This is a genomic window from Armatimonas rosea (assembly GCF_014202505.1).
In the GTDB taxonomy this organism is placed as follows: Bacteria; Armatimonadota; Armatimonadia; order Armatimonadales; family Armatimonadaceae; genus Armatimonas; species Armatimonas rosea.
The window spans coordinates 1,095,978-1,111,916 of the sequence record NZ_JACHGW010000002.1 but is presented as its reverse complement, the minus strand read 5'-3'; the positions used below and the strand labels follow the sequence as shown (position 1 = coordinate 1,111,916).

Below are 15,939 nucleotides of genomic sequence, written 5' to 3'. Positions count from 1 at the left end.
TTATCTTGGATAGATAAGAAAGAGGAAAGGTTTCGGGGGAATTTTTTGCCTCCCCCGGCTGCTTTTTAACCTCTCCCCCAACCCCCGGGTACCCTCTGGGTGCGGACGTTCGTTCCTCACTGGGAAAGGGGGAGTCCGAGGGGAATTAGGGAGTGTAGTCTTCAGGGGATTCTCTGGCGATGACAGTGTTCCATAGACCGTAGTGTGTTAGCCCCTCATGGCTCTCGATTCCCGTATAGCGCAAAGAGGCGTCTTCGTAACGGCGGAAGGCGAAGACGGCTTGGTTCATCTGCTCGGTATTGAAGACGCGAAGACTGACGAGGAGATTAAAGTCTTTGACGGTTAAACCGGTGACGATACGAAAGAGCTCGGGCTCGATCTTGGTGATCACGTCTTGGAGGTTATTCTCTCGAAAGTCAGTGAGGTACATGAAGGCAGGGATACGGGTGGCGAATTTTATCAACTTTTCCTGTAGTAGCTTGCGCTTGGATTTGTACTCTTTTTCTTCTTCTGTGAGCTCTTTCTTCTCGGTGGCTGTCAGGCTTCCAGCTTTCGCTTTGCCTTTTAGTTCTTTGACCTTCTCGCTCTTATTGATAATGGTCTCGATGATATTGTCGCCAAGTGCGCGCCAGCCCTCTATGCTCTCCACGGCAGCCAGTGCCTCGGGGTTCTCCAGGATACGGCGAAGTGTGTCGTTGTCTACATTCACTAGCAAAGCAGACTGCCACTTGCGCGCCAAGAGTGTTGCAGAGGTTCCCGCCATGGCAATATCGAGGATACCGCCTGCGTCTATCTGGGTCATGTTCGCGCCATCGTAGGCGAGCACAGGCAGGAACGAGACCAAGTCTCGGACGGCGTTCTCAGGGTTGGGCTCACTGGGAGAGAGGCTGATTCCGTACTCGGAGAGCTGGCGGAGAGCGCGTGTGGGCGCGAAGTCAAAGACAAAGCAGATAGGCTTGAGAATCTCTTCCTCATTGGGATTGTCGCCGTTGGGGTTCTTGATCGACCAGGGGGACTGGACACGGAAGGCTGCTTGAAAATAGGTCTCAGGCGACTTGAGGTTGCGGAGCATCAGAATCGACGACCATTGCGACACAGTTACACCCGTTGTTAGCTTGCCACAAGAAAGCGTGATGGTCTTGGTATCAAAGCCGTTGCCAATGGCCTTGCGTACAGGGATCAGTGCGTCCAGCCCCATACCGGCGGACGTTCCCGCTGCGACCACCACCCGATACTCATGCCAGAAGGTATTGTGTTTCTCGGCCAAGAGATTTGCCATCGCATGGCAGGAGGCAACATTGGGGAGGAACCAGAACGAGTGCTGAAGGTAGGGACGCAAGCGGATATCGGAGTAGGGAAACGGCGGGCGTGTCCCTGTCTTGAGGTTTTCGAGCATCTGTGGCGCGTAGGCCCCCCGGATGATGTCGAGCCACTTTTGCACATCGTCCTTGTTCTTGAACTCTGCACTTGTCCCCGTACCCGTGGCGGCAAAGAAGGCGTTTAGGTCGAACTCATCAAACTCCCCGGCACTGGCAACCGCTAGTAGCTCATCGGGCATCTGGTAGGTGAGCAGGCGTAGCTGTGGCAGGGCACCGTAGGGGTTACGGTCGCCAGGATGATTTTGTGCGAACTGCTCCTTGGCGCGTTGCTCATCGGTGTAGGTCCAGTTGAAGATTTGCTCCTCGATAAACTCCCCACTCGCCAGTGCACGAAACGGTGTGCCAGAGAGGTAGAGGTATGCCTTGCTAGTGATGGGCAGGAAGTTGGACTCTTTCTCTAGAGGTTCTTGGAGATCGGCGACACGCTCCCGGAATTTCTTGGTATCGTCAAGGAGAGTCTCCACCCGAATGATCCCCTCCTCTTCTCCCTCGAAAAGCTCCTTGGCCCCCTGACGCCATGCACCGAAGTGGTACTCGTCAAAGACCACCAAGTCCCAGTTCACCGCATGTAGCCACTCGTTGTTCGCTTTGATATTCCCGAAGAGGTCGCGCCCAAGCAAGTCCTGGAAAGAGCCAAAATAGACAACGGGCTTCTTCTTGTCGATCTGTGTCGGATTTTTCCCTGATGAGCGGGAGAGGTACTGCCAGCCCTCAAAGTCGGTGTGGTTTTCCAGATCGGTCTGCCACGCATCTTCGACGGCGGGCTTGAACGTGACCACGAGTACCCGCTTTGCGCCCAGCTTCTTGGCGAGCTGGTAGGTGGTGAAGGTCTTACCAAAGCGCATCTTCGCGTTCCAGAGGAAGCGTGGGACAGCGTGCATGTCTTCCCGCCAGAGGGAGTGAAAGTAAGCGTGTGTCTTATTTACCGCCTCGGCTTGCTCCCACCGCAGAGGAAAGGTTTCGTGGTGTGTCCCAGAGAGCTGCTTCCCTGTTCGCAGCTCGGTGAGAACAGTCTGCACATCGGCGACAGTACAGCGCATCCACTCCAGCTCGGTATTCTCAAACCCTTTTGCGACCAGCGCCACCCGAACCTGGTGGTCGGAAAAAACCGTGCCATCATCGCGTACCGCCAGCTCGTCGAGCTCAATCTTGACGTTTTTGATCGCAGCAGTCTTGACCTGCTCTGCAACCCGCTGCTTTACATCGCGTGTCGTCTGCCCAACCTTAAGGAGCCCCTTGTGTGCCACATCGTTGATAGAGTATGCATAGATACGCGGCTTCACCTCCGGCTTCGGAGCAAGGATTTCCTCGATAGTATGCTTACTCATCATCGTCCGAAGCTCCGCTCAAATCCATCGGGCGCACTACCTTCTCAATGAACTCAATTTCCTCAGCGGAGATACCATACTTCGCATAGAGATCTTCATCCGTCCATGACTTCGTCCAATCCTGACTTGGCACAAAAGTATAAACCTTGCGCGTAGCATCCTGAGAAGGCTTGTGCAGAAGAATAAGAAGTCGTGTTAACCTACAAGATAAATAGGACAAAGCACTTTCGGCATGATTCTTTGAATCAAATGGACCAATGCAAAGATAGGTTTCCGAAGAGATAGTCCCTGGCTCGCCAATGAATGGAGTACTTAAAATTTTATGAGGATAAGTATCTTTGTTACCAGTTCCAGGCGCTGCACGTCCAATATAGATTTTCCAGACATCTATCAAATGAGTCCCTGTAGACAGAGAACTCCTAGATACATAGCCAGTGCCACCATTTTGATAAATAAGAACATCACCGGCACGCTTGGTAGCTTTGCCCTTAAACACTGTATCTAATCCGAAAGGCTTTCGCGAGCTAACGAGTTGATCGAAGCGTTTATCCTCAGGCAAAGAGACCGATTGAACTTGCCCACCCTCCGTCTCAATAACCTTTTTTAGAATCGATAAACCTTCATTGAAGCGGATAAAAATATCTGCACCTTCTTCAAGAAGCGCGCGGGTGGAGGTTGAAACCGGCCAGTCTTTGAAATGAGTGGCTACACGGCACGCCCCTGGATTTTCCCTATCCCAAAGAAAGAAACAAACACCGCCCTTCAGGCCCACACCGGGGAAAACATCCGATGCACTGAGATAGTCGTCGATGGAGCGTATGCGATTATCGGAGAGCATTGCCTCGCGGAACTCATCTAGCCCCTTACCACCGGCAAACCAACGAGCGGGAATAATCATCGACAGGTACTTCGGCTCTAACGCTTTTGCTTGCTCGACAAAGTGCTGATAGATGGGCGCGGCGCTAGTGCCGTAACCTCCGTCGTCTAACTGGTACGGCGGATTGCCGATAACCACATCGAATTGCATTTTCCCCCCGAAAATCTTGGCTACTTGAGCCTTTATATCGTCTGTGTGAATCAGTGCGTAGGCATGCGTCTCCAGGCTTTCGTCTCTGTCCAGAGTCTTCTGGCTTGCACCGCAGTATTTACACTTTCCTTCCACCCAAGTGTGGTCGGTACGCTCGAACCAGATATTCCCATCATCGCCTTTGAACGACCTTACGATGGAGTGCTTGCTCTTCGCGTACTTGGAGCAGTACAGACTTCGGCGGGCAAGCAGAGCCGTGAGCTGGGTGATACCGATACCGAAGACCTGCTTGGTGAGGATATGATCGACCCGCTTTTCCAGGTTGGGAATCTCCTCGGCCAAGCCCTTGGTGAGCCGACTCGCGATCTCTCGTAGAAACACCCCCGACTTCGTACACGGGTCTAGAAACGTCACCGAGCTATCCGCCCAGAGATTCGCACCGTTGTGATTAGCCGCCCACGCGTCGGTGAGCGTGTCTAACATCCGGCTCGCCAGCTCGGGTGGTGTGAAGACCTCATCATTAGAGAGGTTTGCAATACAGGTCAGGACATCCGGGTTACGACCACGAAAAGAGAAAGGGACTTGATCGTTCATTCAATTGGCTCCGGGGGACTGTTGATCCACTCTGCGATTTCTTCCATGGACGCCTTTTTATAGCGCCGGATCGGTGTAAAAGGTTCGCTCTTGCCTCGGTCTTCAAACGCGGGTTCTTCGGAGAAGAGATTCCCCGTGTTGGCCTCCAAAGCCTCTTTGGAGGTAGGAACTTCTGCCCTTTTGGTCAGTCCCTTGAGGAGAAAATCTTGGCGCTGATACTTTGCTGCTTTTTCCAGATAGCCCCACTCGGCGAAGGTCAAAGGCCGCTTATCGCAGGTGAGCATCTCCATCGCATCGCCGTGGACGATATTCAATGAGAGGACAGAGGAGGCAGCCCGATAGAGATCATCCGACGGCTTGAGGTCAAGGTGTTCTGCCAAAACGGAAAGCAAATTTGCCCGACACTCACTGATGTTATCTTCTTGTATCTCGATCCCATAGATGCTCATAACGGCAACGAGAGCGAACCTTTGTCTCTTAAAGGGGTACTTCCTATAGTCGCGATCAACGGCGGCGAGCTTGCGCTTCAGGATAGGAACGAGAAAATTACCACTTCCACAGGCGGGCTCTAAAAAGGTGGAGCTAATAATCTCCGTTTGGTGCTTGACGAGATCAAGCATTGCCTCGACCATCCACTCTGGGGTGAAGACCTCCCCGTGGTCAGCGACGCGTTGTTTAGACTTGATAAGACTCATAGGGTGATGCACAAAGGAAGGGATTCCCTGTACGAGTTGTTATACCCTCTTGTTGTGCGGCGTGAACGACTCGGAATGCAGGAATCACACCGTCACATTCAGAGCGGCAAGTAGGGCGCGGTAAAATCGTAAGAGGAGCAAAGATACCAATGGCAATCGGAAGTTTAGAAGAGCGGGTGACGGCGCTGGAAAAGAAACTCGCAGCGCTGTCTGAGGCGAGCGAAAGACGCCTCGGGGTGACGGGCAGAACGAACCCGGAGGTTTTGGAAGAGATGTTCGGAGTCTTCGCCGATAGCCCCCATGCGCGAGAAGTCCTAGACACCATCGCAGCGGAGCGTGAGCGTGAACGCCGCGAGTACCGTGACAAAGCAGCATGATCTACCTACTAGACACCGACCATCTGAGCCTCTGGCAACGAGGAGGTGAGGAAGGCATCCGAGTACGCAATCGCATTCGCCAGCTTGCTCCCGATGACTATGGAATCACCGTCGTCACGTATGCCGAGCAGGCTCAAGGCTGGCTGGCTGCTGTTTCACGCGCCAAATCGCCTGAAGCAGAAGTCAGGGCATTCGGTCAGATGCAACAAAGCCTTCGCTTCTGCACCGCCTTTGCCATCTGGGGATTCACCGAGAATGCTGCATCGATATTCACCCGTTTACGACAGGCAGGAGTTCGCATAGGCACCCAGGATTTACGGATTGCGTCCATTGCTCTTGCGAACGGTGCAACACTCCTGACGTGCAATCTCTCGGATTTCGAGAAAGTGCCTGGCCTCACGGTGGAAGACTGGAGCAGAGAGGCTAGTAACTAAGCCGCCTGAGTTGGAAAAAGCTCACCCAAGGCGAGGATGGCTTCGGGGTTGGTAAGCGGAGCTAGGGTCTGTGTCTCCTCTAGCACCACGACACTACCCCACGTGTCGCCGCTAGGCTCACGGTGGACATGGAGCTTGCGCCCCTCGATATCCACCACCCAGTACTCCCGAATCCCCGCGCGGGCGTAGCGCAGAGCCTTGCTGCCCAGATCGCGACGCAGCGTGGAGTCGGCGACCTCGATCACCAGCGCAATATCCACAGGAGTTGGGAAGCGACCAAGCCCTCTCAGCGGACGAGTGACAATGGTCAGGTCGGGCTCCGGTGCGTTGGTCTCGTTTTCGCCCTCGGCAACATCGATTGGCGCTTCGCTCTGCCAGTGGCGTGGAAAGTACTGGGCAACCCATTCCAGGAGGGCGGTCAGAACAAGGGTATGGGGTAGGTTCTTCATTTTTTCGATAAGCTCTCCCTCGAACAGCTCGTAGCGCTCTGGGTCGAAGAAGCCCAGGCTGGCGGCGCGGCGAACGGACTCCCGTGTCCAGATCGCGCGGCGGCTCTCCTGCTCGACAGGGAGCGGGGGAAGGGGGGCTTCGAGTGGTGAGATCGTAGTTGACATAGTGAAAGCTCCGGTTTTTATTCTACCGCGCCGCTCTCGGAGCCCACGAGCAGGGTGGGCAGCTCTCTGCCATATCCGCTATAATTGGCTATGTCACAGCCGATCTCACGCCGAAAACTGGCGACCCTCGCCTCCGGGCTCTTTGTTGCCTCCCACGCCTCCGCCCAGACCACACCGGAGGGCGGCCCCGTTGAGGCCCCGTTCACGCGCGACTACGACCCTCCCAAGTTCAAGCCGGGCTGGAAGAAGCCGCAGCTCAACCGCCAGCTCGCGCAGGACTTCATCATCTACGCCCACTCGGACCTCGATATGGTCAAGAAGCTCCTTGAGAAAGAGCCCGCGCTCCTCAATGCCACGATCGACTGGGGCGGCGGGGACTGGGAGACCGGCCTCGGGGGAGCGTCGCACATGGGCCGCCGGGACATTGTCGAGTTCTTGCTAGAGCGCGGCGCCCGCCCCGATCTCTTCTGCGCCACCATGCTCGGGCAACTAGAGACCGTCAAGGCGTTCTTAACGCTCCAGCCCAAGATGATCGACACCAAAGGCCCCCACGGCTTCACGCTCCACTGGCACGCCCAGGTCGGCGGGAAGAACTCCGAGGCGGTGCTAGACTACCTACAATCCATCAAAAAGCTGGAACTTAAGCCCATTCCCTTTCTCAAAAAATAGCAAAGAGGAATGCCCATGAGACGCGTAGTCATTGCCGCGACGCTCACCCTGGCGCTGGGGGCGCTGGCGGCGGAGCCACAGACGAAACCAAGGCCGACGAAGGCTCCTCCCCTGCGAGAGGACTTTCTGAAGGCAAACTGTCTCGCGTGTCACAACGCCCAAAACGCGTCGGGCAAGCTCGATCTCACCGCGCTCTCTAGAAACTTCGACGATCCCAAGGCGTTTGGGCTCTGGGTCAAGGTCCATGACCGGGTGCGCGACGGCGAGATGCCGCCCAAAGAAATGCCCCAGCCCACCGCGAGCGCACGGGCGGCGTTTCTCAAGGAGCTCACCGCACCGATGCTTGCCGCGGAGGACCGGCGCGTGAGGCAGCAAGGGCGGGCGGTCTGGCGGCGCATGAACCGCTACGAGTACGAGAACACCCTGCGGGATCTACTCGGTGCGCCCTGGCTTCAGATCAAGGAGATGCTCCCCGAGGACGGTGAGGTGGCACGCTTTAATAAAGTGGGGGAAGGTCTGGATGTCTCGCACGTGCAGATGAGCCGCTACCTCACCGCTGCGGACTACGCCCTCCGTGAGGTGCTCGCCCACCAGGTTGCCCCGCCCCCCACCCGCAAGCGCTACTACGCCCGGGAGCAGTCGGGCTTTACTGGGCATGTCCTCTTCACGCAGTTCAATGGGAGCCCCGAGCGCGCCACGTTCCCTCTGATGGGCAACCAGGCCGACCTCCCCGTTCTGGAGACAAAGGCCCCCATGACGGTCGGAGAAAAAGACCCCGTGCGCCGCGAGCAGGAGTCGATGGGCGTGGTCGCCAGCACCTACGAGCCGCTGGAGATCACCTTCAACCGCTTCCGCGCCCCCGCCGCCGGGCGCTACAAGCTCCGGATCGCGGCCCACACGTTCTGGGCCGCTCCGGCCAGTGAGAAGCGCTGGTGGGAGCCCAGCCGGACCAATCTCTCCGGGGGGCGCACCCGAGAGCCGATCAGCCTCTACGCCGAGGTGCCCCCGCGCCTCTTGCGCAAGCTGGGGACGGTCGAGGCGGGGATCGAGCCGACCGTGGGGGAGCTCGATGTCTACCTGCTCAAGGGCGAGACCATCCGCCCCGATGCCGTGCGCCTCTTCCGCTCACGCCCGCCGGGCTGGCACAACCCGCTCGCCCAGAAAGACGGCCAGCCGGGGGTGGCGTTCCAGTGGCTAGAGGTCGAAGGCCCCCTCCCGGAGGCGGAGCCAGGGTACCCGCGGCTCTTTGGTGACCTGCCCGCACAGAGCGACGGGAAAGGCAAGTTTACGGTCACCCCGCGCGATCCCACCACCGATGCCGCGCGCCTGATCCGCAGTTTTCTGACACGGGCCTACCGCCGCCCGGTGCGCGACAGCGATGTCCAGCCGTTCCTCAAGCTCGCTCTGCGCGCCCTCGACGACAACGAGAGCTTCACGGAGGCGCTGCTCACGGCCTACTCCGCGATCCTCTGCTCCCCCGCGTTTGTGACCCTGGAGGAGCGCCCCGGCCCCCTCGATAGCCACGCGCTCGCGTCGCGCCTGGCCTACTTCCTGGGCAATAGCGCCCCCGATCCGGCCCTCCGCGCCCTCGCCGACCAGGGAGCGCTCAAGAACCCCGCCGTGCTCCGCGCCCAGGCCACGCGCCTGCTAGCCGATCCCAAGTCCCAGCGCTTTGTCGAGGCCTTTCTAGACTACTGGTTGGACCTGCGCAAGGTCGCGGTTGTCTCGCCGGATGAGACCCTCTACCCGGACTACTACCTCGACGACTACTTGGTGGAGTCGGCGCGCGACGAGACCCAGAGCTTCTTCACCGAGCTGCTCCAGAGCAACCTGCCCGCGCGCAACCTGGTCGCCTCGGACTTTGTGACGGTCAACGCGCGGCTGGCGAGCCACTACGGTCTCCCCGGCGTCCAGGGAGTCGCGTTTCGGAAGGTCCCGCTCCCAGCAGACTCGGTGCGCGGGGGCCTTCTCACCCAGGCGAGTGTCCTTAAAGTGACCGCCAATGGCACCACCACCTCGCCCGTGCTGCGCGGTGCCTGGATCATGGAGCGGATTCTCGGCCAGCCCGTGCCCCCACCGCCCGCGGCGGTCCCCGCCGTGGAGCCCGATATCCGCGGCGCGGCCACCATCCGCCAGCAGCTCGACAAGCACCGTACCGACCTCACCTGCAAGGGCTGCCACGCCAAGATCGACCCGGCGGGCTTTGCGCTGGAGAGCTTCGATGTCTGTGGGGCGTGGCGGGAGCGCTACCGCGCCCTTGGGGACGGCCAGCGGCTGCCGGGCTACGGCAAGAACGGCCAGCCCTTTACGTTTCACGCCGCCCTGCCGGTCGATGCCACCGGTGCCCTCCCCGATGGCCGCCGCTTCCAGGATGTCCGCGAGCTGAAAAAGCTTCTCCTCAAGGACGAGCGCCAGCTCGCCCGGAACCTGGCGCGCCAGCTTGTCACCTACGCCACCGGAGCCCCCGTGCGCTTCGGAGACCGTCCCAAGATCGAGGCGATCCTAGACCGCGCCGCCCCCACCGGCTACGGTGTCAAATCCCTGATCTACGCTATCGTCGAAAGTGAGCTTTTCCGAAATAAATAAAAGAGCCCGCACGGTGAACGTGGGGCTATGGGGCGAGCAAGTCGCCGCCTCGCTCCGCTCGGATAAATCTTGTACCGACGAGGAACGAGGAGGCGGCCGAAGGCCCGGGTACCCTCTGGGTGAGCCCGACGTTTACCGTCGAGGAATGCCGGACGTTCACCGTCCTGGAAACAAATAACGCCATGAAAAATGTCCATTTCTCCACCCAGCGCCCCCTCTCGCGGCGCCATCTCTTGCGCGGGACCGGCATCTTGCTTGGCCTGCCCTTGCTGGAGGCAATGCAGCCTGCCTTTGCCCGTGCCGCCGCCCCTGCCACGCCGCGGCGGTTTCTGGGCATCTGCAACAACCTCGGGCTCCTCCCCGAGAAGTTCTTCCCGGAGCACAGCCAGACCGGGCGGGGCTACACCCTCTCGCCGTATCTGGAGCACCTGCGGGACTTCCGCGACGACTTCACCGTGCTCTCGGGGGTCTGGCACCCGGATGTGGATGGCGGCCACCCAGCGGACAACTGCTTCCTCACCGCGGCACCGCACCCGGGGAGCGGCGGCTTTCGCAACACCATCTCGCTCGACCAGTACATCGCCGAGCGCATCGGGCACCTGACAAGGTTTCCGTCGCTGACCCTCGGTGTCAATGTCGCGCAGGGCTCCCGTAGCCTCTCGTGGACCGGCGGCGGCGTCCTGATTCCCTGTGAAGAGAAACCGTCGGTGGTGTTTAAGCGGCTCTTTCTGCGCGGCACGCCCGAGGAGCTACGCGAGCAGCAGCGGCGGCTGGCGCGCGGCCAGAGCATCATGGACAGTATCGCCGAGCAGACCCAAGGCCTCCAGAAAGAGATCGGGGCGCGGGATCGGGAGCGGCTCGACCAGTACCTCACCGGTGTCCGCGAGCTGGAAAAGCGCCTCCTGCTTGCGGCGGAGTGGGAGACCAAGCCCAAGCCCGTCGTCGCCGAGAAGCCCCCTCTCGACCCCACGGACTCGCGGGAGTACATGGAGAAGGTGCGCCTGATGTACGACATGGCACGCCTCGCCTTTGAGACCGACTCCACCCGCTCCATCACCCTGCTCCTGGACAGTGTCAACTCCCCCGCGATCCAAGTCGAGGGCGAGGCGACCAGCGACGGCTACCACAACCTCTCGCACCACGGCAGGAGCGCGGCCAAGCTCACCCAGCTAGAGCGGATCGACCGGGAGCACATGAAGCTCCTGCACCAGCTCTTTGGCGACCTCAAGGCGCGTAAAGAAGGCAGCGAGACCCTGCTCGACCGGACCATGGTGCTCTACGGCAGCAACCTGGGAAATGCCAACACCCATGTCACCACCAACCTGCCCGTGCTCTTTGCCGGCGGGGGCTTCAAGCACGGCCAGCACCTCGCCTTCGACCGCGAGCGCAACTACCCCCTGCCCAACCTCTTTGTGAGCGCCCTCCAGCGCTTTGGCATGGAGACGGACCGCTTTGCCACGAGCACCGGCACCTTCCGGGGGCTGGAGCTGACCTAAAACTACAGACTTAATACGGTAGGGCAAGAATCTCGCTATAATCGTCTCTATGCCCTACCTTCCCCTCCTTTCCTCACTTCCCTCGCTTGCGCGCACGGGTGGCCTGCTCAGCGCCGTGCTCCTTGCCAGCGCCCCGGCACCGTCGCAGAACAAGGCCACGCCCCGCCCCTACCTGCACGCACCGTCGGTGGAGAGCTACGCCACGTTCAACCCGGAGGGGCGGACGATCATGACCACCGGGCGCTTTCTGGAGCCTGTGGGAACGCACACACCGGTTGCGACCTGGCCTCATGGGCTGGTGCTGAGCCCGGATCGGCAGACTGCCTTTGTCGCGAGCGATGGTGTGGGACAGCTGCTCGCGGGCTGGCAGAGCGGCACACCGACCGTCACGGAGCTGAAGGCACGGCCGGGGAACCCCCAGGAGAAGAAGCGGCGCAACAACACCGGAGCGGTCGCGTTCTCCCCAGATGGCAAGCAGCTCTACTGGGGCGGCGGCGACTCCAGCGGGGTCCAGGTCTTTGAGGTCGCGACCGGGGCGTTTCTGCGGCATCTCTCGCTCAACGTGCCGGTGAAGGGCAAGGCATTTCGGGATAGCTATGTCATGGACCTGAAGCTCAGTGCCGATGGCAAGTGGCTCTACTGCGCCGATGTGGCCAACTTCCGGCTCGCGACCCTCTCCACCCAGACCGGGAAAGTGGTCAGCTCGATTGCGGTCGGGCGGTACCCCTACGCGCTCGCGGTGGCGGGGAGCCAGGTCTATGTCGCCAATATCGGGCAGTTTGCCTACCAAGCCATTCCCGCCCCCAAGACCAAGGCGTTCGACAAGCTCGGCCTGACCCGCCCCGCCTTTGCCTACCCGAGCAAGGAGGCCCGCGACGGGGTCGAGTTTGAGGGACGGCGTGTCCCCGGTCTGGGCGATCCCAAGGCGCTGGAGGCGTTCTCGGTCTGGGGGGTCGAGCTCCAGAACCCGGAGCGGCCCAAGGTGATCCGCAAGGTCAAGACCGGCCTCGTCGTGGGAGCTACCTCAGACAATGGCAAGGCGATCGGGGGGAGCGCCCCGAACTTCTTGGAGGTGCGGGGCAAGATCCTCTACATCTCCAACGACAACAACGACTCCATCGAGACGCTGGACCTAGCAACCGGCAAGCTCACACGACGGACCAAAATTCAGCCCTCGCCCCTGACCGCCAAGCTCCGGGGCGTGCAGCCGTCGGGGCTGACGCTCTCCCCCGATGGCAGCCGGCTCTATATCGCCGAGAGCGGGATCAATGCGATCGGGGTGCTCGACACGAAGTCCGGCAAGGTCATCGGGCATATTCCTACGGCCTGGTACCCGTACCGTGTCGGGGTCTCCGCCGATGGCAAGCAGCTCTGCGTCATCTGCTTCCGTGGCTTTGGCAATGGCCCCAGCGCGGGGGCGAACGTCCCGAAGAGCCCCTACCGTGGGCTACGTGGCGTCTTCACGACCCTCCCCACGCCTAGCAATAGCCAGCTCGCCGCGCAGACCCAGTCCGTTCTAGCCAACAACGGCATGGTGGATTCTAGCGCCGACCGCGCCACGCTCGCCTCGCCCGTGCTTCCCACGCAGCCGGGGAAGAAGTCCGAGCAGATTAAGTACGTGGTCTTTATTACTAAGGAGAACCACAGCTACGATGCGGTCTTTGACCGGGTGCCGGGCGCAAAACACGACCCGAGCCTGGTGCAGTGGGGCTACCACCAGAAAGTCAGCGCGCCGGGGCAGCCTACCCTCGACGATGTCGCGGTGATGACCAACCACAATGCGCTGGCGCGGCAGTTTGCGGTCAGCGACAACTTCTACATGATGCCCGAGGGCTCGGGGGTCGGGCACCGCTGGCTGGTGGGGGTCGAGCCCAATAACTTCTGCCAGATGCTCTACACCCTCGGCTGGGAGCCCAAGCTCGCTACCCCCGCGCTAGGCCGACACGCCTCGTTCGACTCCAATGGCTCCCTCACCCCCGAGGACTACCCCGAGGCGGGCTCGATGTGGGAGCACCTGGCGCGCTTTAAGGTCCCCTTCCGCAACTACGGCGAGGGCTTTGAGTTCGCCGGCGTGGGCGAGGACGAAGACGAGGAGCCGACGGGCGCGCGCGAAGTGGTCAATATCCCCATGTCCAAGGTGCTCTTTGACAACACCTGCTTCGACTTTCCGATCTTCAACATGAACATCCCGGACCAGTACCGCGCGGACTGGTTCGAGAAAGACTTCACCAAGCTGTTTCTCACGGGCAAGAAGAAAAAAACGATGCCCGGCTTTATCAATATCGCGATCTGCAACGACCACGGCGACGATCCCAAGCCGAAGAAGGGCTACCCCTACCGCGCATCGTGGATGGCCGACAACGACCTGGCGCTGGGCCGCATTGTCGAGTTCCTCTCGCACACGCCCTACTGGAAGAACATGGCGATCTTTGTGACCCAGGACGACTCCGGGGGCGAGCCCGATCACGTGGATGCCCAGCGCAGCGTGCTCCTGGCGATCAGCCCGTGGATCAAGCGCGGCTATGTCTCGCACCGGCACACGACGATTCTGAGCATGCACCGGACGCTCTACCAGCTCCATGGGCTCCCGCCGCTCAACCTCCACGATGCCCTCGCCAACGACTTCTCGGACTGCTTCACGACCACGCCAGACTTCACGCCCTACACCCACACTCCCGTGGACAAGCGCCTCTTCGACCCCAAGAAAGCCATCGATCCCAAGGACCCGAACTACAAAGCCGCCCGGCTCCAGCCGTCGATCCGCCGCGATGCGCTTATCCAGGCGCGCTGATCTTAACCTGAGTGACCGTGCCGTCCAGGGGGTGCGGGGGCGTGTAGTCCCCCACCGCCGTTTTATCGTCGCGGCCGATACTGAGCCCGTCTTGTGGCTGCACAGGAATCAGCCCAGGTGCCTTCCCGGTCGCGACCACCTTGGTATTGACCAGGAGGGTCATCGTGCCCTCGGGTGCCAGCCGTGCCTCCAGAGCCCACTTCCCTGCGGGGAGCGCTTCCCGCGTCTCGATCGCTGTTAGCTTCTGCGCGATCCGCACGCTAAAGACCAGCTTGCCCTCGTGGAGGTGGAGGGCGTAGCCGTACTGCTGACCGCCTTGGGCAAGAATCACCCCACTGCGGCTCTGGGTCTGCACGTCGCACTGGATCGTCAGCGGCCGGTTGGCGATCTGAGGCGTCGGCAGTGCGTCCCCCGCAGGCTTCTTCTCGACCACCCTGCAGCGCTCCGCCCAGGCGTCCCATGCGCGCGAGAGCGCCGCCACCCGCGCGGGCTCCCGACTCGCCAAGTCCGTCCTCTCGGTTGGATCGAGCGTGAGGTTGTAGAGCTCCCAGGGCTTCCCCGCCAGCCCCACCAGCTTCCAGTCACCGTCGCGCACGGACCTATTGCCCTCGTGCTCGATAAAGATCGTGCGCGGTGTCAGGGCCTTACCCGAGAGGGCCGGAGTGAGGCTAGTGCCCTCCAGCGCGAGCTTTCCGCTCGGATACGCCGCCCCACAGAGCTCCAAGAGGGTAGGCATAAAGTCCGCGATGTAGCCGGGCTGCGTGGTCAGCGCCCCGGGCTTGGTCTTGACTCCCGCCGGCCAGTGGACAATCAGCGGCGTGCGAATCCCGCCCTCGTGGTTGTAGTGCTTGTAGAGGCGCCAGGGCGTGTTGCTCACATTGGCCCAGCCGCTCCCGTAGCTGATGTAGCTCTTTGGCCCTCCCACGGTCTTAAGATCAGCCCCCGAATGCAGCGTATTCTTCGGCCCCGAGCTCTCGTCGAAGCCCCACGGGTCCCACTCCGCGCAGCCGCCGTTGTCCGAGAGAAAGAAGATCACAGTGTTGTCGAGCTGGCCACTTCGCTTGAGCTCGGCAGTCACCCGCCCGATATTCTGGTCCATCCGATCCACCATCGCCGCAAAGACCGCCATGCGCCGCGCCAGATCCCGCCGCCGGTCCTCCGGCAGGCTCGCCCAGGCGGGGTTCTCTCTATCCGCCCAGCCGGTTTGCGTGTTGAAGCGGTTCTCGGGCACGACACTCCGTGGGGTCAGCGCGAGGTTGCCCGGCACCAGCCCGAGCGTCTTCTGGCGCGCCAGCCGCTCCTCCCTAATGCGGTCCCAGCCCTTCTCAAAGTAGAGCTTCTCGTACTTGGCGATCTCGCTCTCCGGGGCGTGGAGGGGAAAGTGCGGCGCGTTGAAGGCCAGGTAGAGAAACCACGGCTTGCCGCTTTTTTGCCCCTGCTGGATGAAGTCGAGCGCGTAGTCCCCAAAGACATCGGTGGCGTAGAACTGGTCGGGTGCGTAGCGGCGCTTGGCTCGTCCGGCGGGCCAGCGGGTGAAGAAGGGCTCCTCTTGCCAGCAGGAGTTGTAGCCACCCAGCATCCCGTAGAACTCGTCGAAGCCCCGGTCGGTGGGCTTGCTCTTCTCGCTGAGGTGCCACTTGCCCACCATGTAGCTCTGGTAGCCCGCGGGCTTGAGTACCTCGGGGAGAGTGGCGCAGCGCTCCACGAGCACGCCGCTGAGATTGGGAAAGCCCGCCTGGTGGGGGTGAAGCCCCGTGAGAATCGCCGCGCGGCTAGGGCTACAGCGCGCCGAGTTGTAGAACTGGGTAAACCGTAGCCCCTCTTTCGCGAGCGAGTCCAAGTTTGGCGTCTTGATCTCACTCCCGTAGCAGCCCAGATCGGACCAGCCGAGATCGTCGGCGAGGATCAGCAAGACATTGGGCTTCACGCGCCATTGCCTCCGTTATTGC

The 15,939-nt window shown here is 60.8% G+C and carries 11 protein-coding genes; 6 read left to right on the top strand and 5 right to left on the bottom strand.

Annotated elements, in window-relative coordinates:
• Positions 1 to 145 precede the first annotated feature (145 nt).
• From HNQ39_RS13015 to HNQ39_RS13005, 3 genes are read right to left on the bottom strand one after another with little or no spacing between them, the layout of a single operon-like run.
• Entirely contained in the window at positions 146 to 2,707 is a 2,562-nt protein-coding gene (locus HNQ39_RS13015; RefSeq protein ID WP_184197754.1) for a DEAD/DEAH box helicase family protein, read from the bottom strand.
• Positions 2,700 to 4,328, bottom strand: a complete 1,629-nt coding sequence (locus HNQ39_RS13010; protein WP_184196487.1) for an Eco57I restriction-modification methylase domain-containing protein — start codon at positions 4,326 to 4,328, stop codon at positions 2,700 to 2,702. Before HNQ39_RS13010 ends, HNQ39_RS13015 begins: the two co-directional genes overlap by 8 nt.
• Entirely contained in the window at positions 4,325 to 5,023 is a 699-nt protein-coding gene (locus tag HNQ39_RS13005) for a DNA methyltransferase (protein WP_184196485.1), read from the bottom strand. Before HNQ39_RS13005 ends, HNQ39_RS13010 begins: the two co-directional genes overlap by 4 nt.
• A 149-nt stretch (positions 5,024 to 5,172) precedes the next feature.
• Between HNQ39_RS13005 and HNQ39_RS13000 the strand changes: the two genes are divergently transcribed.
• Positions 5,173 to 5,400, top strand: a complete 228-nt coding sequence (locus HNQ39_RS13000) for a hypothetical protein (protein WP_184196483.1) — start codon at positions 5,173 to 5,175, stop codon at positions 5,398 to 5,400.
• The gene (locus HNQ39_RS12995) at positions 5,397 to 5,834 is read left to right on the top strand and encodes a type II toxin-antitoxin system VapC family toxin (protein ID WP_184196481.1); all 438 of its coding nucleotides are present in this window, start codon (positions 5,397 to 5,399) and stop codon (positions 5,832 to 5,834) included. Before HNQ39_RS13000 ends, HNQ39_RS12995 begins: the two co-directional genes overlap by 4 nt.
• Here HNQ39_RS12995 and HNQ39_RS12990 read toward each other — a convergent pair.
• The gene (locus HNQ39_RS12990; protein WP_184196479.1) at positions 5,831 to 6,448 is read right to left on the bottom strand and encodes a Uma2 family endonuclease; all 618 of its coding nucleotides are present in this window, start codon (positions 6,446 to 6,448) and stop codon (positions 5,831 to 5,833) included. The genes HNQ39_RS12995 and HNQ39_RS12990 overlap by 4 nt on opposite strands.
• Positions 6,449 to 6,538: 90 nt before the next feature.
• On the opposite strand from HNQ39_RS12990, the gene HNQ39_RS12985 reads away from it, so the two are divergent.
• The 4 genes from HNQ39_RS12985 to HNQ39_RS12970 all read left to right on the top strand — a co-directional run bounded on the left by HNQ39_RS12985 (position 6,539) and on the right by HNQ39_RS12970 (position 13,990).
• Entirely contained in the window at positions 6,539 to 7,117 is a 579-nt protein-coding gene (locus HNQ39_RS12985; RefSeq protein WP_184196477.1) for an ankyrin repeat domain-containing protein, read from the top strand.
• Positions 7,118 to 7,132: 15 nt separating this feature from the next.
• Positions 7,133 to 9,703 carry a DUF1592 domain-containing protein gene (locus HNQ39_RS12980; protein WP_184196475.1) on the top strand — a complete coding sequence of 857 codons (2,571 nt, stop codon included), beginning with the start codon at positions 7,133 to 7,135 and terminating at the stop codon, positions 9,701 to 9,703.
• 182 nt (positions 9,704 to 9,885) lie between these two features.
• On the top strand, positions 9,886 to 11,199 hold the full coding sequence (locus HNQ39_RS12975; RefSeq protein ID WP_184196472.1) for a DUF1552 domain-containing protein: 1,314 nt from the start codon (positions 9,886 to 9,888) through the stop codon (positions 11,197 to 11,199).
• 49 nt (positions 11,200 to 11,248) lie between these two features.
• Positions 11,249 to 13,990 (top strand): bifunctional YncE family protein/alkaline phosphatase family protein, encoded by a 2,742-nt coding sequence (locus tag HNQ39_RS12970; RefSeq protein ID WP_184196469.1) that lies wholly within the window; start codon positions 11,249 to 11,251, stop codon positions 13,988 to 13,990.
• Here HNQ39_RS12970 and HNQ39_RS12965 read toward each other — a convergent pair.
• Entirely contained in the window at positions 13,974 to 15,917 is a 1,944-nt protein-coding gene (locus HNQ39_RS12965) for a sulfatase-like hydrolase/transferase (protein WP_184196466.1), read from the bottom strand. The two genes, HNQ39_RS12970 and HNQ39_RS12965, sit on opposite strands and share 17 nt — an antisense overlap.
• Between the last annotated feature and the right edge of the window lie 22 nt (positions 15,918 to 15,939).

Coding starts and splice junctions, on each gene's coding strand:
- HNQ39_RS13015 (WP_184197754.1), bottom strand. CDS start 2,707: ATGAGTAAGCATACTATCGAGGAAATCCTTGCTCCGAAGCCGGAGGTG.
- HNQ39_RS13010 (WP_184196487.1), bottom strand. CDS start 4,328: ATGAACGATCAAGTCCCTTTCTCTTTTCGTGGTCGTAACCCGGATGTC.
- HNQ39_RS13005 (WP_184196485.1), bottom strand. CDS start 5,023: ATGAGTCTTATCAAGTCTAAACAACGCGTCGCTGACCACGGGGAGGTC.
- HNQ39_RS13000 (WP_184196483.1), top strand. CDS start 5,173: ATGGCAATCGGAAGTTTAGAAGAGCGGGTGACGGCGCTGGAAAAGAAA.
- HNQ39_RS12995 (WP_184196481.1), top strand. CDS start 5,397: ATGATCTACCTACTAGACACCGACCATCTGAGCCTCTGGCAACGAGGA.
- HNQ39_RS12990 (WP_184196479.1), bottom strand. CDS start 6,448: ATGTCAACTACGATCTCACCACTCGAAGCCCCCCTTCCCCCGCTCCCT.
- HNQ39_RS12985 (WP_184196477.1), top strand. CDS start 6,539: ATGTCACAGCCGATCTCACGCCGAAAACTGGCGACCCTCGCCTCCGGG.
- HNQ39_RS12980 (WP_184196475.1), top strand. CDS start 7,133: ATGAGACGCGTAGTCATTGCCGCGACGCTCACCCTGGCGCTGGGGGCG.
- HNQ39_RS12975 (WP_184196472.1), top strand. CDS start 9,886: ATGAAAAATGTCCATTTCTCCACCCAGCGCCCCCTCTCGCGGCGCCAT.
- HNQ39_RS12970 (WP_184196469.1), top strand. CDS start 11,249: ATGCCCTACCTTCCCCTCCTTTCCTCACTTCCCTCGCTTGCGCGCACG.